Genomic DNA, 21,595 nt, shown 5'->3' with positions numbered 1-21,595 from the left:
ATCTAATTTAAATCAATCTCATTTCTGTAGATATTAAAAATTTCTGATCCTATTCTATCTAATTTTTCATGGAAGGATTCAAATCCATTGTCCATAATATAAATTCTTTCATTTTCAGTAATGGGTACCATCCATAATATATTCATTTGGCTACCCCGGTAATCATCAAGTTCTATATCAGGTAGATTAGTTAAATGCTTTACCAGTACAACCGATGTCATTTTAGTATCGTTGAGAACATTAAATGTAACGGTGTGTCCATTTCCAAACCAAGAGATTCTTTTCCATGGAATACTTGCCTGGCCGCTAATCCAACTTCCGATAAGGTTAAGTTCTTCTTGAGGCAGACCAGCATTTAGAAGTAAGCCTAACTCTATTCTGTTAGTCTCATGAGGATGTTCATTATACATTTCAACTGTTGGCATAGGTAGTAGTGAAAGGCCTACCGTTACAAATACATCCTTAACTTCTCCTTTTTTTAAGAATAAGCCTCTGGGTGGCCACTCATTGCCATCTATCGCGAAATATTGATCGCTATTACCTAAATTATTTTCATATTGTTGAAGTAATTGAGGTTGAATAATCTGAAATGGATTAATTTCCTGATCCCACAATTGCCAGTATTCTTTTGCCTTTTCGACTCTTTCTAGTAAGGCATTAGAAGATTTAAGTTCCCAGCCATATTCTCCTTCTCCAACAGAATCTCTGGTATAACCAGAAAAACCATTTATACCTGCCCAGGATGGAATAATGGTAATAACTTGTCCCTTTTCCATTAAAGCCGCCCCGTCTCCTTCTTCAAACCAAACAATTTCCAAATCGTTTATTTGCAAAGGTGTCTGTCCTTCCGGAAATTTGCAGTATGCTTTGTTCAACATTGGTGGAATTCCTTCTTCCAATTGTTTTAAATCCGTATCAATCGGGGCTTCATCCAGATTTCTGATCCAGCATGCTTTAACCCCGAAATCTGAATCCTCATCACCCCACAAATAAAAATAAGCTACCTGATTATCCTGCTCAACAATGGCAGTAATCGGACAACTTGGACTTCTCAACTCTATGAGTACTTTTGGCTCTTCTCTCTTTGGAGAATCTGAACCAAATAACTTTTTTAAAAAACTCATTGTAATAATATTAATTCTTCAACATTTTAAAAGAAAACCAACCTAACAGCACAATGATTATGGTCATTAGTGCCCATAGCCAAATCTTATTTTCAAATAAGGGTTTTTCCGTTTTGATAGCATAAGCCGGGTTTTTTTCTTCCTCTCCAACCAGAACAGTAGTTAAGCCTGCAGGGATTTTACTTTCAAATTTTTCTATTTCATAACTGGGTGCAGTTGCCTTTTCATTACCATAATAAAGGGAATAATCGCTTTTTGTGTCATCAAAGCGTGCAATAATTTCGTAGACATTGCCTTTTATTTCTAAATGACTGATTCGTAGAGGCTTGTTGTCATTATTCTGAATGGTTATTCTAAGTTTTGAGGTGATGGTATTGGCAAAGGTAAATGCAGCTTCTTCTAACGAGCTGATTGTACCTTCATAAATCTGCGCATAGTTATACTGCATTCCTTTTTCGCTTTTAAAACTATCTGTTACCGCTTCAATTTTAAAAGAACGATAAAAGTCGAAATCACTTTGCGCCTTTAATTTCAAGTAGGAAAGTGGAACCGGATTCTTCAAGTTAACATCTATCATTGTTTGTTTTTGCGCAGCATCATTCGACAGATGATACGTTAACAAATTTGCCTGTTTATAAACACCGCTAACAGTGTCGGTTTTGTTAAGCTTGGCCGCGATCAGATCGGGTTGAATGCTACTTTTAATGGCAATTCGGAAATACTGATATTTCGAATCCGGAAATTTAAGTGTGGTGAATTCATAGTTCGTATCTGTATTTTGAATAGACAAAATCCGATAATTTTTCAAAATGGAAAACCATTCCTTATTATCATTACTTCCCTCAAGCGTTACCTGCCAATCGAAATTAGTTTGTTTAAAGCTCAGGTTAATTTGATTAATTGTATATCCACCAGGTGATTGAAAAGTATAATAATATCCTTTTTCATTGGCACTTTGATTAATCATTTTGAAAGAAATTTCCTTTGTATTAATCTGATCAGCACGCTGTTTAAGCAAATAGGGTACTTCAATGGTGTCTTTTCCGCTTATGCCAAAAATCCTTAAATCTTCAAAGCCGGCAGTTGCATTTTTATACAATTCATCAGGCAATGCTAGCTTATGCCAGGTCGCATTTATGCCAGTAATTTTTCGTTTAAACTTATAAATATTGGTCTGTGCATTTGCCATTCCAACGCAGAAGACCAATAAACAGAATACCTTAATTGTTTTCTTTAACATCATCAATAATTAAATGTTTGTACTTGTTATAAAGGAAAGAAATGATGAGCAATAATATTCCAAGCGATACAAAAACAATTGTTTTGGAAATGGTACTGAGGTAGGCAATATCGTAAACAAAGAGTTTAACCAATGTAATACCAAATAAAACCATGGCGCCGATTCGCAAATGTTTTTTGTTTTTCGCTATTCCCATGCTGATCAGGAACAATGAATAAATACCCCAAACAATGCTTAATCCGAGCTTGTAGCTATCTGTCAATCCTGATAATGATAAAAGGTTAATCAATTCACTGCTGATAATCCACAATAAAGAAGTGTAAAGCAGGTAATCGAACATGATTTTTAAATCGCTTTTCAAAAGGCCTGATTTCATTAATTTATAGCATTGATAAATTAACAATCCAAAAAAAGCGATACTTAAATAACGGATGCCGATATTAAATGAACCGACATTAAAATACTTGCTTTCATTAAATAAGTAAGCATCTCTAAGCTCACTTAATTGATATAGGCCATGGGTTAAAAATGCCACTATGGTAATAAAATTGATGATCAGGTTGGCTATGGCAAGTTCTCCGTTCCTTAATTTTTTGATATTTACAAATGTTAATAACGATACAAAAAATAGTGTGTAGATATAAGTCCAGGCCGTTTTAAGTTTGTCGTAATTATAATTGTATAAATAATTTGCATACTCTTTATTAGCGGTAGGGGTGGTGTTAATCTTGGTAAGTTCACTTAGGTTATTGAAATATTTAGAAATTTCTATGCTAAAGGTTAGATAAGTAACCAGCAACAAAACTGAAGGGATAAAATAAGTGAGTATCTGTCTCATCCATATCCATTCTGCAGGGTTTTCTACCGATTTCTTACCAACAAAATATATCCAGGTAAAGCATGTGATAAAGATTACGGCTGTTAAGAAACCCACATTAAATAGGGGTATAATGTTAGCATTGGTAGTGTAAGAATCTGTTTGGATGCTCCAGTCTTGGATCAAACTGAAAAAAGCAAGAATGATTAGTGGAAAAGAAAGCTTTTCATAGACGGCGATGAGCTTAACTCTGCCCAAATAAAATAATACGGCCGCTTCAACAGTCCAGAAAATGGTTACCCATCCACCATTCAGCTGAACAGGAATGGCCATCGTAATGAATGTAATCACTACGGCAAGAATGAGGTAAAACAGGTTTCTGTCAGCTAATTTCTTTTTGTAAATAATTACACTTACCACAAAGTGGATCACTGCATTGGCTAACGTAAACAAGCCTAATAACTCTGCGCTGTTCTTGTTTTCAGAGAGAATTAAGTAGCCTACGCCATAATAAATAAAAGCGTTTAAAAGAATAATGGCCACATCGCTTAAGCCAAAAACCTCTTTTTTGCTTACTTTATAAGCGAGATTAGTCACGTAAAAAGTAGCGAAAAATAAGGCTGAAAAGAGGAGGGATAAATAAAAGAAATTGGCTTCAAGACTTAAATTTAATCGCCATGATATAAATATAATCCAGGTTAAGGCAAAGGATGCATAAAACAACGGTTTCCAGTATTTTTTGAAACTTAAGATCAAAATTCCGATGTTAATGATCGTCATATAAGTAAACAAGACACCCACATTCCCTGATCCATTGCTTAATAAAAATGGAACGGCGTAAGCGCCAACCAGGCCAATATGTGCAATAACCTGCTTGTCGTATTTAATGGCTGCGACAACCGTAAACGAAGTAAAGACCACCATCAGGGCAAAGGCAAACGCCTGAGGAATAAGTGAATAAAAATCGTAAGCCGCATAGGTGATAAAATACATAATTGCAATCGCACCACTCACCAGCACAGCTGAAAAGTTCTCGTATTTGGCCTTGAGTTTAATTGCAAAAGCCATTAAACCCGCACCAACGGCATAACCCAACACAATTCTGGTAAGCGGACTGATCATTTCGTGATCAATGGCATATTTTGCGCCAATGGCTACCCCAATAATTAAAATCAGAATACCAATTTTGCTAATCAGATTTTCGCCGATAAACTTTTCAAAATCAGACTTAACCAGGTTTTCACGCTTAAATTTATCCGCAAAATTTGGTTGCTGCTGGTTATTTTTAGGTGGAATAGATACAGTACCAAGTTGTGGTGTTGTACTATTTGTGATTTCCGCAATGGGCGGAGCAATTTTGGGAGGCGGCGGTGCAACAATTGGTGTGCTTGCTATGTGTGGGAGGTTAACTCCAGGTGATTGCAATGCACTTACTTCATCCCTCAAAGCTTTTATCTCTTCTTCAAAACCTTGCTGCCTGAGTAATAAATTTTCTAGCTTGACTAATAACAGGTTTAACTTTTTCGAATCATCCATTCTATATTTTTAAGTGCGTTATTTACTTTTTTTAAATATAGGAATGAAACTTACAAAGTAAAGAAATTAATGTAACAGCCCGAAGAGATGAAAGGACAACTCATAATTTAAACGTAAAAAATTAGATCGCCGGATAAAGGCTTTTGAGAAAAATAATATCTTAGTCTAAAATTTTTAAAATGGAAGTTTCCTGCCCAATATCGGCTGAGCGAGTAAATGAAAACGTAGTCAGAATTATTGCTTTTATGGTTGCTGCAATTGCAACTTTCTGTTTGATTTTTTCAAACTATTGGGCTATGGTATTCTTATTGGTCGATTTTGCAGCAAGGGCGTTCGGTTCTGGTAATCTAAGTATGCTGAAGCTGATTGCCATGCAAATTGTAAAAGCTTTGGCATTAAAACCACAGATGAAAGATCTGGTGCCAAAGAAGTTCGCCGCAACTTTGGGCTTTGGATTTTGCTTACTCATTACGGCGATGTTCTTATTAAAATTACCGCTGCTGGCTATGATGCTAACCGCATTGATGGTTGTATTTGCATTGCTCGAAAGCCTTTTTGCAGTTTGTGTTGGCTGTTATGTTTACAGTTTTATTCAAATGTTAAAGAGAAAGAAAGTTTAAATCTATTTCTGTAACGCTTTTCTAACTGCGGGTGCAATTTCATTTCCGAAAATCTCAATAGATTTCATCATCGCTGCGTGAGACGGACCACCAACATCCATGTGTGCAGAGAAACGGGTTAGGCCAAATGTTTCTTCTAAGGCTAATATTTTATCAATTGATTCATTTGCATCACCAATAATTAAAGCACCGTCAGCACTTCTGCCCGCCTCAAATTGGTTTCTTTGGAATGGTGCCCATCCACGTGTTTTGCCAATTCTATTCATTTGTCCGGCATATAAAGGGAAATAATAATCTGAAATTTCCTGACTATTTTCTCCATACAAGGAATGGATGTGAACACCAACTTCAAATTTAGCCATATCATGACCGTAAGCTTGGTATACTTTTTTGTAATAATCGAAAAGTGGTTTAAACTGCGCTGGTGCACCACCAATAATGGCAAACATTACAGGTAGGCCCAATCTTCCTGCCCGTTCAACTGATTCTGGCGTTCCGCCAACTGCCACCCAGATTTTCAAATGATCATTTACTGCTCTGGGAAGTACCTCCTGATTAACCAATCCTGCTCTGAATTTTCCATTCCAATTAATTTTTGGAGTGCTGTTAATCTTTAACAGTAACTCGAGTTTTTCTTCGTAAAGTTCATCATAATCCTGAAGATCGTAACCAAATAAAGGGAATGACTCTATGAAACTTCCACGACCAGCCATTAACTCGGCTCGGCCATTTGAAATTAAATCTATTGTAGCGAAGTTCTGATACAACTTTACCGGATCTGATGAACTCAACACCGAAACGGCACTACTTAATTTAATATTTTTTGTTACAGTTGCTGCTGCGGCTAAAATTATTTCTGGGCTTGAAACGGCATAGTCAGGACGGTGGTGCTCACCAATACCATAAAAATCAAGACCAACCTGGTCCATCAATTTAATTTCTTCTATAATTTCCTGAAGTCTTTGTTGTGCGGGTTGAATTTCTCCTTTTGCGTTGATTTGCAAATCGCCAAACATGCCAATACCTAATTCCATAATTGCTAAAATTTGTTAAGCAAAGTTAATGGGTTAGGTGGTAGCGATTTTTGATGTATGGTAAGAAAAGATATTAAGATCATTAACTGCAAAATGACTCAACAAATTTAACCGCAAAGGGCGCTAAGTTTTTCGCTAAGTGCCGCAAAGGTTTTAACCACATAGGGCAAAGAGATTCTCACCGAGGAACACGGAAGTTTTTAGGCGCTATATCTTCGGACCTTGGACTTCTGACTAAAGACTTTTGACTATAATTAACCGCAAAGGTCGCTAAGTTTTTCGCAAAGTGCCGCAAAGGCTTTAACCACGGAGGGCAAAGAGGTTCTCACCGAGGAACACGGAAGTTTTTAGGCGCTATATCTTCGGACCTTGGACTTCTGACTAAAGACTTTTGACTATAATTAACCGCAAAGGGCGCTAAGTTTTTCGCTAAGTGCCGCAAAGGCTTTAACCACAGAGGGCAAAGAGAATTTTCACAGAATAGCACAGAGGTTTTATGGACTTATAATTAACCGTAAAGGGCGCAAGCCGTTCTGGCATTCCTGGTGCACAGTTGATGTATGATGATTTGAAACCAATGTTTCTCGGGGCGCAGTAAAAGTATTATAGCGTCAGAACAATAATTTATTTTTTTAAAAAAGCTCATTTTTTGTTATTTAAAAGTACCTCCGAAGACCAATTTGGTGTTCGGAGGTACAAAAAGGTTCTACTAAACTAGAAAGAATAACCCCAGAAGTAGAAAGAGGTTGCTTATAGGTAGAAAGATTACTCTCAAAGGTAGAAAAAGGTTGCTTCGAGGTAGAAATAATATGTTTATAGATAGAAAGAGTTCGTCCTGAACTAGAAAAAATAAGTTGAGAAATAGAAAAAGGTATCCTAATCTAGTGGTTGATGTCTCAATAACCACTCCAAGAGGCTTTTAACTACCTAGGGCAAAGAGATTTTCACAGACACAGAGGTTTTTAGTCGCTATATCTTCGGACCTCAGACTTCTGACTAAAGAGTTTTGACTATAATTAACCGCAAAGGTCGCTAAGTTTCCGCAAAGTAAAATAAAGGTTTAACCACCGAGGGCAAAGAGATTTTTACAGAGGAACACAGAGGTTTTAAGGCACCATATCTCCGGACTCCGGACTAAAGACTTCCGACTCAAACTAAATTACTCAATCTTCTTTCCTTTCATCGCTGTCGAAATCGCGGCATCCATCACGCGTTCTGCAAATGGACGGGTAAATTCGTTCAGTTCATCCGCTTTTTTGAGAATCGTATCTTTATCTGCACTCGCTAAAGCAGTTTTTAAGGCTTCAATATGAGTTTTAGTTTCCGAAATTTCTTCTTCAGTTAAATGTTCAGCATGTTTTTCAATAAAACGTTCTGCGGTGTAAAGCAACTGTTCACCTTCACTTCTGGCTTCGATTAACATCCGTTGTGCAACGTCGCTTTTGGCATGTGTAATACTGTCGATCAGCATTTTCTCTACCGTATCATCACTTAAACCGTAGCTCGGCGTAATTTCGATTTCCTGTTTCACGCCAGAACGTAACTCGATCGCCTGAACGGTTAATATCCCATCTGCGTTCAATAGAAAGTTAATATCAACTTTAGGTAATCCTGCAGGCATAGCCGGAATGCCTTTTAAGTCAAATTCAGCGAGTTTACGATTTTCCTGAACTAAATCACGTTCGCCTTGGTAAACTGAAATTTTCATGTTCACCTGTCCATCGATGGAGGTGGTGTATTGGCGGCCAGCTTTCGTTGGTACTTTACTGTTGCGGGCAATAATCACATCCATTAAACCACCCATTGTTTCGATTCCTAAGGAAAGGGGGGTTACATCAAGCAAAAGAATATCAGAACGGTTTCCGGCGAGAACATCAGCCTGAATAGCGGCACCAAGCGCCACAACTTCATCCGGGTTAATATTGTCTTGTGGACTTTTACCGAAGAAATTTTCTACCTGCTGTTTTACAAAAGGTGTACGGGTGGAGCCACCAACTAAAATCACTTCATCAATATCTGCGGCTGTTAAATCTGCATCTTTCAATGCATTTTTGCAGGCAGTGATGGTTTCTTCAACCTTTGAAGAGATTAGTTGTTCGAAAGTTTGCTTATCTAATGTACACCAGATTTCACCAACTTTTTCATTGTATAAATTTTGAGAAGATAATGCTTTCTTTGCTGCCTCGGCCTGTAAACGCAGGGTTTGCATTAAAATATTATCCTCAGCTAATACGTTAATATCTAAATTATTTTTCTCAATCCAGTGGTTTAAAATAGCGTTATCAAAATCATCGCCACCTAAATAGGTATTTCCATTGGTTGATAATACTTCGAAAATTCCGTTTTGAATTTGAAGGATGGAAACATCAAAAGTTCCACCGCCTAAATCATAAACGGCAATGGTTTTTTGTTGAGATGGATCTAAACCAATACCATAAGCTAAACTGGCTGCAGTGGGTTCGTTCACAATTCGCATTACGTCTAAACCGGCAAGTTTGCCTGCATCACGGGTGGCCTGGCGCTGGCTATCATTAAAATAAGCAGGAACAGTAATAACAGCTCTGTTTACAGGCGTTTTTAATGCATGCTCAGCTCTTGCTTTCAGTTCCTTTAAAATTTCTGCTGAAAGTTCAATAGGGGTGTAAAAACGATTTCCAGCCTGGATTTTTACCAGGGCATCACTGTCATCATCAATAATTTTATAGGAAAAAGTAGCCGCATGATCGGCAACATCTTTATAAGAACGGCCCAATAATCTTTTAACAGAGAAAATGGTATTGGCAGGGTCAGTGGTTAAAAATGCTTTTGCCTCGTTACCTACAATAGCTTCGTTTTGGTTATTGAAGTAAACCACAGATGGCACCAATAAGCCCTTTCCGGAATCGTTTATTACTTGTGGATTTTTATCTGGATTGATAAATGCCACCAAGCTATTAGTGGTACCCAAATCGATTCCGACTATGATTTCTTCCTTTTGAAACGAACCTGTAGCAAGGTTAATTGATATTTTTGCCATGGGAACAAAAATATGATTTTTAAGTAAAGGTTATGTCATTCATTTGTTAGCAAGGAAATGTCTCTATAGTGGTTTTATCTAAAGTTAAAGACGTCTGATTTTATATATTTTTTAAAAATTAGTAAACTTATTTGTGATTCGGAGCTGCTTTTTTTGGTATTATGGTGCTTTATTATTGATAAATAGCTATTTTTTGATTGGTATTTTATTTCTGTTTCCATATTTATGTATTTTTATTCTATATTGGCTGTATATCTAGCAACATAAATATGAAAAAACGATTACTACACATTTTATTTTGGGTTCTTGTGCTCCCGATCACATCTTTTGCGCAAAATGTTATTAAAGGGAAGGTCAAAACGTCAAAAGATGAAGGTATTATTGCTGCATCTGTTAAAGAAAAAGGAACAGGTAAGGGTGCAGTTACCGATCAAAATGGCGACTTTCAGATTTCAGTATCTGATCAGGCAACTTTAGTAATCAGTGCAATTGGTTATGAAACAAAGGAAGTAGCGGCAACATCAGCTTCACTTTCTATTACGCTGGTAGAAAGTTCACAAAATCTGGGGGATTTTGTGGTGGTGGGAACGCGTGGTAAAGGTCGTTCTTCTATTTTAACTCCTGTTCCTGTTGATGTGATTAAAATTAACCAGGTTAACATGCCTACGGCGAAAATGGATTTAACTTCCATTCTAAATTCTGCTTCTCCATCATTTAATTTTAATAAACAAAGCGGGTCTGACGGTGCAGATCAAATAGATTTGGCTACGCTAAGAGGTTTAGGGCCAGATCAGACTTTGGTTTTGGTAAATGGCAAACGCCGCCACCAGACTGCTTTTGTTGCGGTTTTTGGAACCAGAGGGAGAGGGAATTCCGGAACAGATTTAAACGCAATTCCAGAATCATCAATAGACCGGGTAGAGATTTTAAGAGATGGTGCTTCTGCACAATATGGATCGGATGCCATTGCAGGCGTAATCAACCTGATATTGAAAAAAGATGTTGGTGTATTAAGTGTGAATACAGGTTATTCGGGTTATTATGATCCAAGAAATAATACCCACTACGCTAAAGAACTTGGTCAATACCGTCATGGTAGCGCAATTGATGGGAATGCTTTTTCTTTAGGCACTAATTATGGTGTGGCGCTTGGCAAAAATAATGGTTACATTAATTTCTCGGGAAACTTTTTTGCCAATGGTAAAACTTTTAGGCAAAACTTAAATACCGATTTAAGCACAGAAGATGGTCTTCCCATAAATACAGTTAGAAGAGCTACCGGAGATGGGTCGGTTACATCCGGAGGGTTGATGTACAACATGGAATTGCCTGTAGCCAATACAAAAACAGTGATCTATTCATTTGGTGGTGGAAATTTTAAAGCATCAGAATCATTTGCGTACACCAGAAATTTATCAGAAAGGCCAGAGCGTTTTCCTGACGGAGTTACCGGAAATCCTATTTTACAAACTACAATTGATGGTGAAACTTATTTTGATCCGATGATTCAGACTAAAATTCAGGATTTATCTTTTGCAGCAGGTGTGAAAGGAATTTGGGGAAATGACTGGAACTGGGATTTAAGCAATACTCTGGGGCGCAATAATTTTCATTTTTATGGCGATCAGACTTTTAATGCTTCTCTGGGCCCAAATCAAACTCATTTCGATGATGGTGGTTTTTCATTTTTGCAGAACACAGTTAATTTTAACTTAAGCAAAGCGATACCGGATGTAGCATCGGGATTAAATTTAGCTTTTGGCCTGGAGCAACGATATGAAAATTATAAGATTTATGCAGGAGAAGAAGCTTCTTATGCTAACTATAATCCCAATAAAGCGACGGGTGCCCAAGGTTTTCCAGGTTACCAGCCAGCTGATGAAGTGGACGCCAGCCGATCTAATGTGGCAGCTTATGTAGATGCAGAATTAGATGCTACTGATAAATGGTTGCTTGGTGTGGCCGTTAGGGCAGAAAACTATAACGATTTCGGTTTTACAAGTAATTATAAATTTGCTACCCGTTATAAATTAACCAACAATTTTAATGTTCGTGGATCGATAAGTACTGGTTTCCGCGCTCCGTCATTGCAGCAAATTAACTTCAGTAATACATTTACAAATGTTCAGGGTGGTAATGTTTTCGAAGTTAAAATTGCTCCTAATTATAGTCCTATTACCAAAGCAGCTGGAATTCCTGATTTAAAACAGGAGAAATCTGTTAATGCCAGTTTAGGTTTTTCGTGGAAGCCAACCTCAGAAATTACGGTAACCTTAGATGGTTATCGTATCAACATTAAAGATAGGGTAGTATTATCCGGTCAGTTTGATGAGAGTATCCCGGCATTAAAGCCCATCTTAAACCAACTGAATGTTGCGCAGGCACAGTTTTTTGCAAATGCAGTGAACACCACCAATTATGGTTTGGATTTAGTAGTAGATTATACCAAACGCTTTGATAATAAAAGTATTAGGGTATTGTTTACAGGAAACTTAAACCAATTAAATATTGATAAAATTAATATCCCAAATGCATTGAGTGGTTCTTATGAAAACCAACAGGCATTTTTTAGTGATCGCGAGCAAGCGTATATTAAAGCATCGGCTCCTCCGGTAAAACTGGGTTTAAACTTAGATTATGGCTTTGGGAACTGGATGGTTGGAACGCATTTCTTATACTATGGCAAGATTTCGATTTTAGGGTATGGCTACGAAAATACTTATCCTCCTTTGGTTGCATTAGATAACGACCCTGGTACAACTGTTTTAGAACAATTTAATTATTCAGGAAAAATGGTAACCGATCTTTTTGCTTCTTATAAAATCTCAAAAAGGGTTACGGTGTTTTTTGGTGCAGATAATGTATTTAATGCTCACCCAGATTATGGTTATGTTCCAGGGGCTAAACTTTCTGCTTACGATGGTGAAACAGGCGGTGCATGGGATGCCGTTCAAATGGGTTTTAACGGGCGCAGGCTATTTACTAAACTGGCCTTTAACTTTTAAAACAGGTTAATCTAATTATAAAAGAGGCTTCTGATTTAATCAAAAGCCTCTTTTGTTTTTTAGCATAACTAACTATCTTTTCTTTTTCTTCTTCTTTCCCAACCAGATTAAAAAGCCTGTTGTGGGTAAAGTAGCAATGATCAGCGCTGCCAGAAATGCCAGGATTTTAGTTGGCCATCCGTATATTCCTCCATCATGAATATCGAGATTCGAATTTCGCCACTTCATGCCAAGCGACTTGTCTTCATGTAACATTTTGTCAAATAGCATACCTGTGTTCGGATTGAAATATAAATAGCTCAGTCCCCGCCAGGCATCTCCGCTTTTAATGATTTGAACAGTAGCCATCATGCTTGCCTTTTCTTCCTCCGGATAATTAAGCAGGATTATTTCGAAGTTACCCTGATTCAGTTTCTTGATGGTGTTTAAGGCAATGTTACTCGCTTCTTTTGTTTTTATCTCGCCAGGGAGCTGTATGTATTCCCTTGTCAGATTTGGTTTTTTAGCCGTTCCCAGCGATTTATAAACACCAAGTTCCCACCATTTAAATGACCATACTAAACCTGTAACCACAAGGATGAGGGCAAAGGGGATTACATAAAAGCCAAAGGTACTGTGCAAATCCCAGTTGAGGCGCTTAAACTTCGCATTCCATTTAACAGTCAAACGTTGCTTTAGATTTTTTAATTTCTTAGGAAGCCAGATCACAAATCCGGTAATAATGATGATTAAAAACATCAGCACAGAAGAGCCTACAATTAAACTTCCTACTTGCTTTTTTAACAATAAAAATTGGTGGGTCATCCTGACAAGCCTGAAAAATTCATACTTGCGGTTAATCACGCTTTTTACCTTCCCTGTAAACTGGTCAATATAAACATCTTTATTGTAAGCAACCTGATCAAGAAAAAAAATGGATTTAGATTTTTTGTTAGCTCTATTCGCTGAAAACATATATGCATATGCATCAGACTTTACCTGGAGTAGATTAATTTCTTCGCCTTTTGGAAGTGCCTTTTGTGCATTTTCTTCCAAAACGTAAAGCGGCAACGGTTTGCCCGCTGCCTTTACGTAAACAATATCCTGATGAAAAAAATTGAATAACTCTTCTTCGAAAACGAAAATACAGCCGGTAATAGAAACTATCGTGATGATAATTCCACTGATCAGCCCTAGCCATAAATGCAGAAATGCTGCTGCTTTCTTTAAAGTATTCAAAATTATTAATTGAAAGTATAACCCAAAGTAAATAAATAATTTGATGGTGTACCTGGGAACAATCTTATGTAATCATATCCACCAACCCAATGTACCTTGTTTGTAATGTTATTCATATTAAATTGCACCTGCACTTTACCAATATTGTAATATAGTGCGGCGTTAAATAAGGTATAGCTTGGGATTGTCTGGTTGGCATTTATAGATAAAATCCTGGAATCTACATAATTTGAACCACCGCCAATTCCCAATCCTTTTAACAAACCATCAGTGAAGTTATATTTTGCCCAGATATTAGCTGTATTGTGTGGTGCATTGGGTTTTTGCCTTCCGATTTCAGATGCAATTGGGCTATCAGTAATTGATGCTTTATTGTATGAATAAGAAGCTAATATGCTTAATTGTGGGATAATTCGGCCAATAATATCAAATTCAATCCCCCTGGAGCGTTCTTCGCCTACGGCACGCAAAAGATCTGGCTGACCTACAGCATTAGCAGGATAAAGCACATTTGTTTGTTTGATCTGATAAATGGCAGCTGAGGCGGTTAAGCGATCATCCAGCCAGCTTGTTTTTGCGCCAAATTCGATCATATTGCTTTCCAAAGGATCAAATGGTCCGCCTGCATTTGGGTTAGAAATGGCAGAGGCTGTTTGTGGGGTGTAGCCCATTACGTAAGTTCCGTAAAGGTTAATGTTTTGTGTGGCAGAATAAACCAAGCCAAACCTCGGCAATAATGCTTTAGAGTGCGCCTTAGCTTCCGTTGGTTTTAGATAATTAGCGAAATCAGTATAATATTCATATCGTAAACCGAGCAAAGCCTGCAATTTTCCGAATTTGATATTATCTTGTGCATAACCAGCATGTAAGAAGTAATAAGTAGGATCGTATGCTGCCTGAACAAAAAAGTTTTTACTATCATCCTGCATCCTTTGTGAACCCATTACATCGTTCAGGTTAAAGGATGGCACGTTTGGAACAAGTAAGTTGTTTACCACAAGAAAGCGTCTGATGTAATTAGTCGGGTCTTTATCGTATTCAGATTTCACAAAACTGATTGAACCCGTGTTAGCAGCATTACGATAATTTGAAGCCGTAAGTTGAGAGGCACCAACAGGAAGTTTTTCGCTGGCAAAGTCATATCCAGCAACAATGGTTTGTTCTATTTTACCAGTTTTAATCTTGTAGTTAATAAATCCAGAGAAGTTATCAATATATCTTTTACGGATCCGGTTAAAAATCTGCATGGCAACTAAATTATCTACTGCTTTTCCGGTTGCATCCAATGCATATGCGTTTGCACTTCTATGCTCATACAAATCTTCGCTATAACCAGTTTTCATGTAAGAAGCCGTGAAATTCAGGTTATCGCTAAAACGGTGATTCAATGAAAGGGAAACATTGTAAGTTTTTTCATTCAGGCGATCGTTTCCCGTATTTAATGAAGTAGACTGGGGTGTGGAGTACAGATTCCCGTTCCCGAAAACGGATTGACCACGATCTAAACGACTTTTTGAATCATTATAAACCAAATCAAAATTTAAACTGGTGTTTTTTGAGGGCAGAAAAGTAAGGGAAGGTGCAATGACCACATTCTTGTCGAATTGTAAATCGCGGAAGGAATTGGCATCTTCATAACCAAAGTTTAAGCGATAAAGCAAAGTACTGTCTTTATTTGCTGGTCCGGTTACATCTGCCAGGGCACGGAAAGTATTGTAGCTACCCAAAGAAAGACTAAGCGATTTACGGGTTTCAGCCAAAGGTTTTTTAGTTACCCGGTTAATTACGCCACCCGGACTTGCATTACCATAAAGTGCTGATGATGGTCCTTTTAAAACTTCAACACGTTCCAGATAGTTTGCCAGTGGTTGTTTCCAGAACCCGGTACTGGTGCGCATGCCGTTGATTAACTGCGTATTACTGCCGCCATTAATTCGGAATCCACGAATCGTGATGTCATCATAAAAAGTAAACTGATTTACGCCACTAAAGTTTTTTACCACTTCACCTACTCGTACAGCCCCCTGATCTGCAATAAGCTCCTTACTTGCATAAGAAACCGACTGTGGTAAGTCTTTCAAGAGAATTTCAGATTTACTTCCAATAAAAGTTGCCGTATTTTTATAGGTTTTCTCCTTACGTCCGGTGATTTCAACTTGCTGTAAATCTGATTTGGTTGGCGAAAGACTAACATTCAGGGTTATTTTATCGCGATTTGAATTGATATTTCTGCTGGTTGTGATGTAGCCAACATAACTAAATTTAATTGTTTGTGTGGTTTTACTAACCGATAACATGAAATTTCCTTTATTATCTGTTGTGGTTTTTTCAGTGCCATTATCAGCATACACATTCACCCCAGGGATAACATCTCCTGTTTCGTCGGTTACTTTACCACTAATAGTTACTAACTCCTGAGCGGAGACAAGGGCATAAGCGCCCATAAAAATGATCAGTAATGATAATTTTTTGTAGATATGATACATCGAATTTGTTTGGTTTTATTTAGACTAAATTTAAATAATGCGCAAATCTAAAATATATTTCGGAAATGTTACAAACGAAATTGAAAATTATATTGGAGATCTTGAATAGTTCTGCGAATGCTTTAGTGCAGAAGTTAGCCAGCGTGAATTATTAACGCTTATTTTTCTCTTCAATCCAGAGTGACATGTATTTGGTATGCTGTACAGCCTGGTGATTTAGTATTTGTCCGAAGAAATTGTTACGCCGATGTGCCATTAATTGCAACAGCAATTCTGCAATTTTAATTTTAAAATCTTCTATAAAATAAAGTGAATTGTAACGTTTGTTAATGATTTGGATACCATTGTGTTGCGCAGAAATCCATAAAGCTTTATCGCGGTATAACCCGATTGCTTTATCTGTAAAAATATCTAAATCATCCTCGACAAAACCATTCCATTCTAGTTCACCTTTCATTGCTTCCGCACCAATTTGAGTAGTGATAGACGGTGTTCCAACTTGCATGGCATCAATAAATTTTCCTTTAACACCAGCGCCAAACTGGATAGGGGCAAGTAGAATTTTATGTTTTGCTAAGGTTTCACGAGCATCGTCGGCTCTACCTTTGATAAAGAATTTTTCATTTTTATTCTCCAATTGCAGTACTTTTTGCGAAGCATAGGAGCCATAAATATGTAAACTAACATCAGGAAGTTTCTTTCTCAAAGATGGCCAGATTCTGGTTTTTAGCATTTGTACTGTATTCCAGTTGGGTTCATGAAGAAAGTTGCCAATGAAAGCAAAATCTGCCCGTTGTTCAAATGGAATCCAGTCTGCTGCTATTTCTGGAGTAATTTCATTTTCCAGAAATGGTAGATAATATAAAAGCGAGCCATCAATTTTAAACTGTTGGGTTAAAATTTTCATCTCTGCCTCAGAAATGATTAAAGATAAATCGCAACGTAAAATGGAAGCGATTTCACGCTTTGCCAGATCTGAAAACAAATCGATTTGCACATTTTTTTTTGTGCTTTGCTCCCGAGAATTTCTTAGAAAATGTAAGTCTTCTGTGTCTAAAATTCTCAATGCATCAGGGCATTCCTGCTCAACTCGCCAACCATATTGTTCTTCAATCATGAATCTATCGAACAATACGAGGGTTGGATTTAAATGTTTTACAAATAAGTTGAAGCTGCTATCGTTTAGTTTAATTTCATGTTCAAGCACATTTTTTCCTGTGAAGTCGAAGCTAAAATCGCTTTTTGATGCGGCACAAGCGAAGGTGATTTGATAATTATCGCTTAAAAATGCATCAACCAATTGAATCATTCTTGTTCCGGCTGCCGATGAAGTAGGTTCAGGCCAGACTAATCCAATGATCAATAGTTTCTTTTCGCTCATTATTAAAAATTTCTGCAAAATAGAGGTTTTTTGTTTGGGTTGAATTAATTTCCCGTAGATTTAAAATGATCAGGTTCGCAGATTTATAGATAAACGCTAAATCCATTTAAATCTGTGGTTTTAAATCTGTAGCTATCTATTGGAAATTCTTAAATTTGCAGCTCAATTATAAAGCACTACATGTTAGGATTAAAATTGTTGACAGACCCACGCTGGGCGAATATTGCTGAATCTAATTTAGAAGAAATTTTATCTGACCACGCCTGGTGCGAACAAAAAGCGGCAACAAATGCCATTACTTTAATTACGCAAAACTCTGAACACCAGGATCTGGTTGAAGAATTAACTGCAATTGCGATTGAAGAGATGCAACATTTTCAAATGGTGATCGATATTATTAAGCAACGTGGCTATATCCTGAGTCGCGAGCGAAAAGATGATTACGTTGGCCGCTTGGTGAAATTCAGCAAGAAAGATGGCAGTCGAAATCAGGCTTTTATTGATCGGCTTTTATTTGCAGCAATGATCGAAGCCCGAAGCTGTGAGCGTTTTCGTGTGCTTTCTCAAAATATTAAAGATGAAGAACTGGCTAAATTTTACCATGAATTAATGGTATCTGAAGCAGGTCACTACACCACTTTTTTGAACTTTGCCCGTAAATACACTATTGATGTTGACGTAGATAAACGCTGGAAAGAATGGTTGGATTTTGAAGGCGAATTGATTCAAAGTTTTGGAACAAGGGAGGCGATACATGGTTAAGAGTTATAAGTTATAAGTTATAGGTTTTAGGTTTGGGCGCCTAGCCTTTGAACTTTCAACCTTTAACTTTCAACTCATTTTTATGTATATTCCACAACCAAATCACAATATCCTGATAACTATCTATTCCTTTTTTTTGGTTATTCAGTTTTAAGAAACGATCGAAAGTAGCATCCATATAGGCGAACATTTCACCGTTGTATTTGCGCCAGAATTCTTTTTCAGTTTTAAAATCAGCTAAAACCGCAGGCGATAATTTATCATGAAGTAATTTATAATCTTCAGGTGATTTCATTCTGATTTCAAATAGGATATACCTGAGCATTTCATAGTTCGCGGAATATCGATAATTTACATCCGGACTATTACTAGCCGTTAAATAACCTAAAAGATTAGCCTCATCTTCATAAGCGATACCCAGCTGATGGGCAATTTCGTGGCAGGAAACATAAGGTTTCACAAAATCTGGCAAATTCATGTTCATATTGGCTTCGCCAGATAATGGCGCATAATATCCTTCAATTCCTACTTTACTGATGATCCAGGAATTTAAAACTGATTTTAAACATGGATTTGGATAGCTGAACAATGGGTTTTTATTTTCCATTAAATCATATGCTTTTGCAGAGTGTGTTTCTAAATCAGTGATGGAATAAGTAGTGATTTTAATTTGCTTTACTTTTAAATCATTCGTTTTTTTAACAAAATATTCACCAAGAGAAATCAGCTCTTTTACTGAATATTTTGCATTTCCAATTCCCAATTCTTCACTCACACCTGGCCTGCTATAGTTTAAGCCCCAAAAGATTTTAAAAATGATAAAAAGAATCAATAAGAAGTTCAAAACCTGTAGTGGAATGATTAGTCTGTCTTCTCGTTTTAAAGCTTTTCGTTTTATGAAAAATCTGATGATTCTGTAAAGAACGAATCCGATTAAAAAAACATAAATGATATCGCCAATCGCAAAAGGAAAAACTGAAGAAATAAATCTAAGCGAAGAGGAAATATAAGGATAAATGCCTGTTGAATAATGTTTTTGGACTAATGAAGGAAACAGGCCAAATATGTAAATCAGGATGGTTAGACTGATTATTACTGAAGTCTTTATTGTTAATTTCTTTGGAATCATTATAGAAGGTGGTGGCCTACTGAAACAAACATTATTTCAATAAATCTTCAACCGTGATTTTTACACCCTTACCGCTTTTAATGTCTTCCCTTGCTTGCAAGATATCCTTTACAAACTCTGTATTGTATGGGTCTTCTTTCGTTTCAAAATCAATTTTCAAAACTTTCATAACAGCTTTTAAAGCTTCAGACTCTTCTTGATTTTTAGGATGAATTGTCAACGTTTCCATATCATTTAAACTCTATTACAACAAATATAGCAAAACTAAAATTTGAAATGACAGGTCAGATTAAAAGTTTCAAATCTTCAATACCTATAAGTGCTTTTTCTTGAACCAATTGAAAAAGCCTGCTTTTTGATTTGTCTGTTTTCCTAAAGTAATCTATTAGTATAGACGTATCAACCATTATTTGGTTCGCCATTCATTTATTGAATTGCTGGTTTCTTTTATTTTGTTGATTTAATCTTCTGAAAACACGGGCCCCTGAAGTAAGAAAGTTGTTAAATTTGACTTATAGGTTGCCTGAGGTTCTTCAAAGATTTTTGGAGAACTGTTTTTTAATGATTTTACAAAAACAGATACCTGTTCCTTAAAGTTAGAAGGCAGCGAGGATATTTCGGCAAATAGTTGTAAATTACTCATTATGGTTTAATTGATAAACTAATTTATGAAAATATTCTCAAAATCTCTAAAAAATAAATGATTTTTCTTAAAAAACTATCTCTCAAAAGTTAGTCGCTTGCCAATCTGGTCTGTCATGAATCTGCCTTTTTGATAAGCCAGATTTCCAGATACAAAAGTATGCGTTACGCTAGCCTGGAAGGTATCACCATCAAAAGGACTCCAACCACATTTATAGAAATTGTTTAAGGTGGTTACCTTCCAGGAGTCCTTTAAATCTACCAAAACTAAATCAGCCCAGTAACCTTCGCGAATAAAACCTCGCTTTTCAATATCAAAGCAAATGGCCAGATTGTGCGCTGTTTTCTCTGCAATTTTTTCTAAAGAAATTTTACCCTGCAGATGCATTTCCAATAGCGCAGGCAATGCATGTTGCACCAATGGTCCGCCGGAGGGTGCCGAAGCATAAGGTTGCTGCTTTTCCTCTAAAGTATGAGGTGCATGGTCGGTAGCAATTACATCGATATTGTCATTTAATACCCCTTGTAAAACGCCATTTTGATCAGCTTCAGTTTTTACTGCCGGGTTCCATTTAATGAAATTTCCCTTTGCTGCATAATCTTGATCATTGAACCACAGGTGATGAATACAGGCCTCGGCAGTAATTTTTTTATCTTTTAATGGAATGGTATTATCAAATAATGCAATTTCTTTTGCTGTTGAGATATGGAGGATGTGCAAACGGGTTTGGTAACGTTTGGCCAATTCTACCGCTAAAGATGAGGATTTATAACAAGCCTCAGCACTGCGAATAAGTGGGTGCATATCGATGGTTAAATCATCACCATATTTGGCTTTATATTCTGCCAGATTATTTCGGATGGTCGCCTCATCTTCGCAATGTGTGGCCACCAAAATTGGTGCTTTGCTGAAAATGTTTTCTAAGGTCTTTTCATTGTCAACCAGCATATTTCCGGTAGAAGAACCCATGAAGACCTTAATTCCACAAACGTTTTTGGAATCGGTTTTAAGCACTTCTTCGATATTGTCGTTGCTTGCTCCCATATAAAATGAGTAATTGGCTAGAGATGTTTCTGCAGCTATTTTATATTTATCAGCTAATAACTCTTGTGTTAAAGTATTTGGAACAGTGTTTGGCATTTCCATGAATGAGGTAATTCCGCCAGCTACAGCAGCCATACTCTCTGTAAAAATATCAGCCTTATGGGTTAAACCGGGTTCCCGAAAATGAACCTGATCATCAATCATTCCTGGTAAAAGGTATTGTCCTTCGGCGTTAATTTCCTGCGCTTCAGGTGCGGAAAGATTTTGACCAATTTTGGCAATTAATCCATCTTTAATTAATACATCAGCAACAATTTTTTGTCCTTCGTTTACAATTGTGGCGGCTTTTATCAGGTAAGAATTCATGGTTTCAAAGGTAGTAAATTAGTAGCAAGTCAGTATCAAGTATTAAGTAGCAAGTATTAAGTAGGAAGTATCGAGTAGCAAGATTGGGCGGATGAAAGGTAGGAATGGAGTTGGATGTTGCTGTCTTGAGTTAAATAAACCTGACAGCAGCGGGCACGGAGTGTAAGGAAGTAA

General features: G+C 37.0%; 15 protein-coding genes. 3 read left to right on the top strand and 12 right to left on the bottom strand.

The genetic code is table 11. The features are described 5' to 3' along the window. Nucleotides 1-2 precede the first annotated feature (2 nt). Genes ACN1CD_RS12810 through ACN1CD_RS12800 form a run of 3 tightly spaced genes read right to left on the bottom strand, consistent with a single transcriptional unit; the run spans nt 3 to nt 4,717 of the window. Nucleotides 3-1,124: a suppressor of fused domain protein gene (locus ACN1CD_RS12810; RefSeq protein ID WP_419130786.1), complete on the bottom strand. Its 1,122-nt coding sequence runs from the start codon at nt 1,122-1,124 to the stop codon at nt 3-5. A 10-nt stretch (nt 1,125-1,134) separates the two neighbouring features. Continuing rightward, on the bottom strand, nt 1,135-2,367 hold the full coding sequence (locus tag ACN1CD_RS12805) for a DUF3999 family protein (RefSeq protein WP_419130785.1): 1,233 nt from the start codon (nt 2,365-2,367) through the stop codon (nt 1,135-1,137). Further along, nucleotides 2,345-4,717, bottom strand: coding sequence for a DUF2339 domain-containing protein (locus ACN1CD_RS12800; protein ID WP_419130784.1), 2,373 nt, complete (start codon nt 4,715-4,717; stop codon nt 2,345-2,347). Before ACN1CD_RS12800 ends, ACN1CD_RS12805 begins: the two co-directional genes overlap by 23 nt. Before the next feature lie 179 nt (nt 4,718-4,896). Between ACN1CD_RS12800 and ACN1CD_RS12795 the strand changes: the two genes are divergently transcribed. After that, nucleotides 4,897-5,337: a DUF4395 domain-containing protein gene (locus ACN1CD_RS12795; RefSeq protein ID WP_419130783.1), complete on the top strand. Its 441-nt coding sequence runs from the start codon at nt 4,897-4,899 to the stop codon at nt 5,335-5,337. A 2-nt stretch (nt 5,338-5,339) separates the two neighbouring features. Here ACN1CD_RS12795 and ACN1CD_RS12790 read toward each other — a convergent pair whose 3' ends face one another. Both ACN1CD_RS12790 and dnaK read right to left on the bottom strand, forming a co-directional pair. After that, nucleotides 5,340-6,371: an Atu2307/SP_0267 family LLM class monooxygenase gene (locus ACN1CD_RS12790; RefSeq protein WP_419130782.1), complete on the bottom strand. Its 1,032-nt coding sequence runs from the start codon at nt 6,369-6,371 to the stop codon at nt 5,340-5,342. A gap of 1,159 nt (nt 6,372-7,530) precedes the next feature. Next, the gene (gene dnaK / locus ACN1CD_RS12785) at nt 7,531-9,387 is read right to left on the bottom strand and encodes a molecular chaperone DnaK (protein ID WP_419130781.1); all 1,857 of its coding nucleotides are present in this window, start codon (nt 9,385-9,387) and stop codon (nt 7,531-7,533) included. A gap of 269 nt (nt 9,388-9,656) precedes the next feature. Here dnaK and ACN1CD_RS12780 point away from each other — a divergent pair, with 269 nt between their 5' ends. Continuing rightward, the gene (locus tag ACN1CD_RS12780) at nt 9,657-12,392 is read left to right on the top strand and encodes a TonB-dependent receptor (protein WP_419130780.1); all 2,736 of its coding nucleotides are present in this window, start codon (nt 9,657-9,659) and stop codon (nt 12,390-12,392) included. A 72-nt stretch (nt 12,393-12,464) separates the two neighbouring features. Here the strand turns inward: ACN1CD_RS12780 and ACN1CD_RS12775 are convergent, their stop codons facing one another. From ACN1CD_RS12775 to ACN1CD_RS12765, 3 genes are all read right to left on the bottom strand, one after another. Then, the gene (locus ACN1CD_RS12775) at nt 12,465-13,610 is read right to left on the bottom strand and encodes a PepSY-associated TM helix domain-containing protein (protein ID WP_419130779.1); all 1,146 of its coding nucleotides are present in this window, start codon (nt 13,608-13,610) and stop codon (nt 12,465-12,467) included. Nucleotides 13,611-13,615: 5 nt separating this feature from the next. Then, nucleotides 13,616-16,096, bottom strand: a complete 2,481-nt coding sequence (locus tag ACN1CD_RS12770) for a TonB-dependent siderophore receptor (protein ID WP_419130778.1) — start codon at nt 16,094-16,096, stop codon at nt 13,616-13,618. Between the two features lie 151 nt (nt 16,097-16,247). Then, nucleotides 16,248-17,477, bottom strand: a complete 1,230-nt coding sequence (locus tag ACN1CD_RS12765; protein WP_419130777.1) for a glycosyltransferase — start codon at nt 17,475-17,477, stop codon at nt 16,248-16,250. 180 nt (nt 17,478-17,657) lie between these two features. On the opposite strand from ACN1CD_RS12765, the gene ACN1CD_RS12760 reads away from it, so the two are divergent. After that, nucleotides 17,658-18,239 carry a tRNA-(ms[2]io[6]A)-hydroxylase gene (locus ACN1CD_RS12760; protein WP_419130776.1) on the top strand — a complete coding sequence of 194 codons (582 nt, stop codon included), beginning with the start codon at nt 17,658-17,660 and terminating at the stop codon, nt 18,237-18,239. 55 nt (nt 18,240-18,294) lie between these two features. Here the strand turns inward: ACN1CD_RS12760 and ACN1CD_RS12755 are convergent, their stop codons facing one another. The 4 genes from ACN1CD_RS12755 to ACN1CD_RS12740 all read right to left on the bottom strand — a co-directional run bounded on the left by ACN1CD_RS12755 (nt 18,295) and on the right by ACN1CD_RS12740 (nt 21,421). Beyond that, nucleotides 18,295-19,368, bottom strand: coding sequence for a DUF3810 domain-containing protein (locus ACN1CD_RS12755; RefSeq protein WP_419130775.1), 1,074 nt, complete (start codon nt 19,366-19,368; stop codon nt 18,295-18,297). A gap of 31 nt (nt 19,369-19,399) precedes the next feature. Beyond that, nucleotides 19,400-19,597, bottom strand: a complete 198-nt coding sequence (locus ACN1CD_RS12750; RefSeq protein WP_419130774.1) for a DUF2683 family protein — start codon at nt 19,595-19,597, stop codon at nt 19,400-19,402. Between the two features lie 231 nt (nt 19,598-19,828). Then, on the bottom strand, nt 19,829-20,011 hold the full coding sequence (locus tag ACN1CD_RS12745; protein WP_419130773.1) for a hypothetical protein: 183 nt from the start codon (nt 20,009-20,011) through the stop codon (nt 19,829-19,831). A 75-nt stretch (nt 20,012-20,086) separates the two neighbouring features. Next, nucleotides 20,087-21,421 (bottom strand): dihydroorotase, encoded by a 1,335-nt coding sequence (locus ACN1CD_RS12740; protein WP_419130772.1) that lies wholly within the window; start codon nt 21,419-21,421, stop codon nt 20,087-20,089. Nucleotides 21,422-21,595 lie beyond the last annotated feature (174 nt).

The sequence above is a fragment of the Pedobacter sp. N23S346 genome (assembly GCF_048515415.1).
Classification (GTDB): domain Bacteria; phylum Bacteroidota; class Bacteroidia; order Sphingobacteriales; family Sphingobacteriaceae; genus Pedobacter.
Note: the sequence above shows the minus strand (reverse complement) of the source record. Positions and strands in the feature narration are given on the sequence as shown.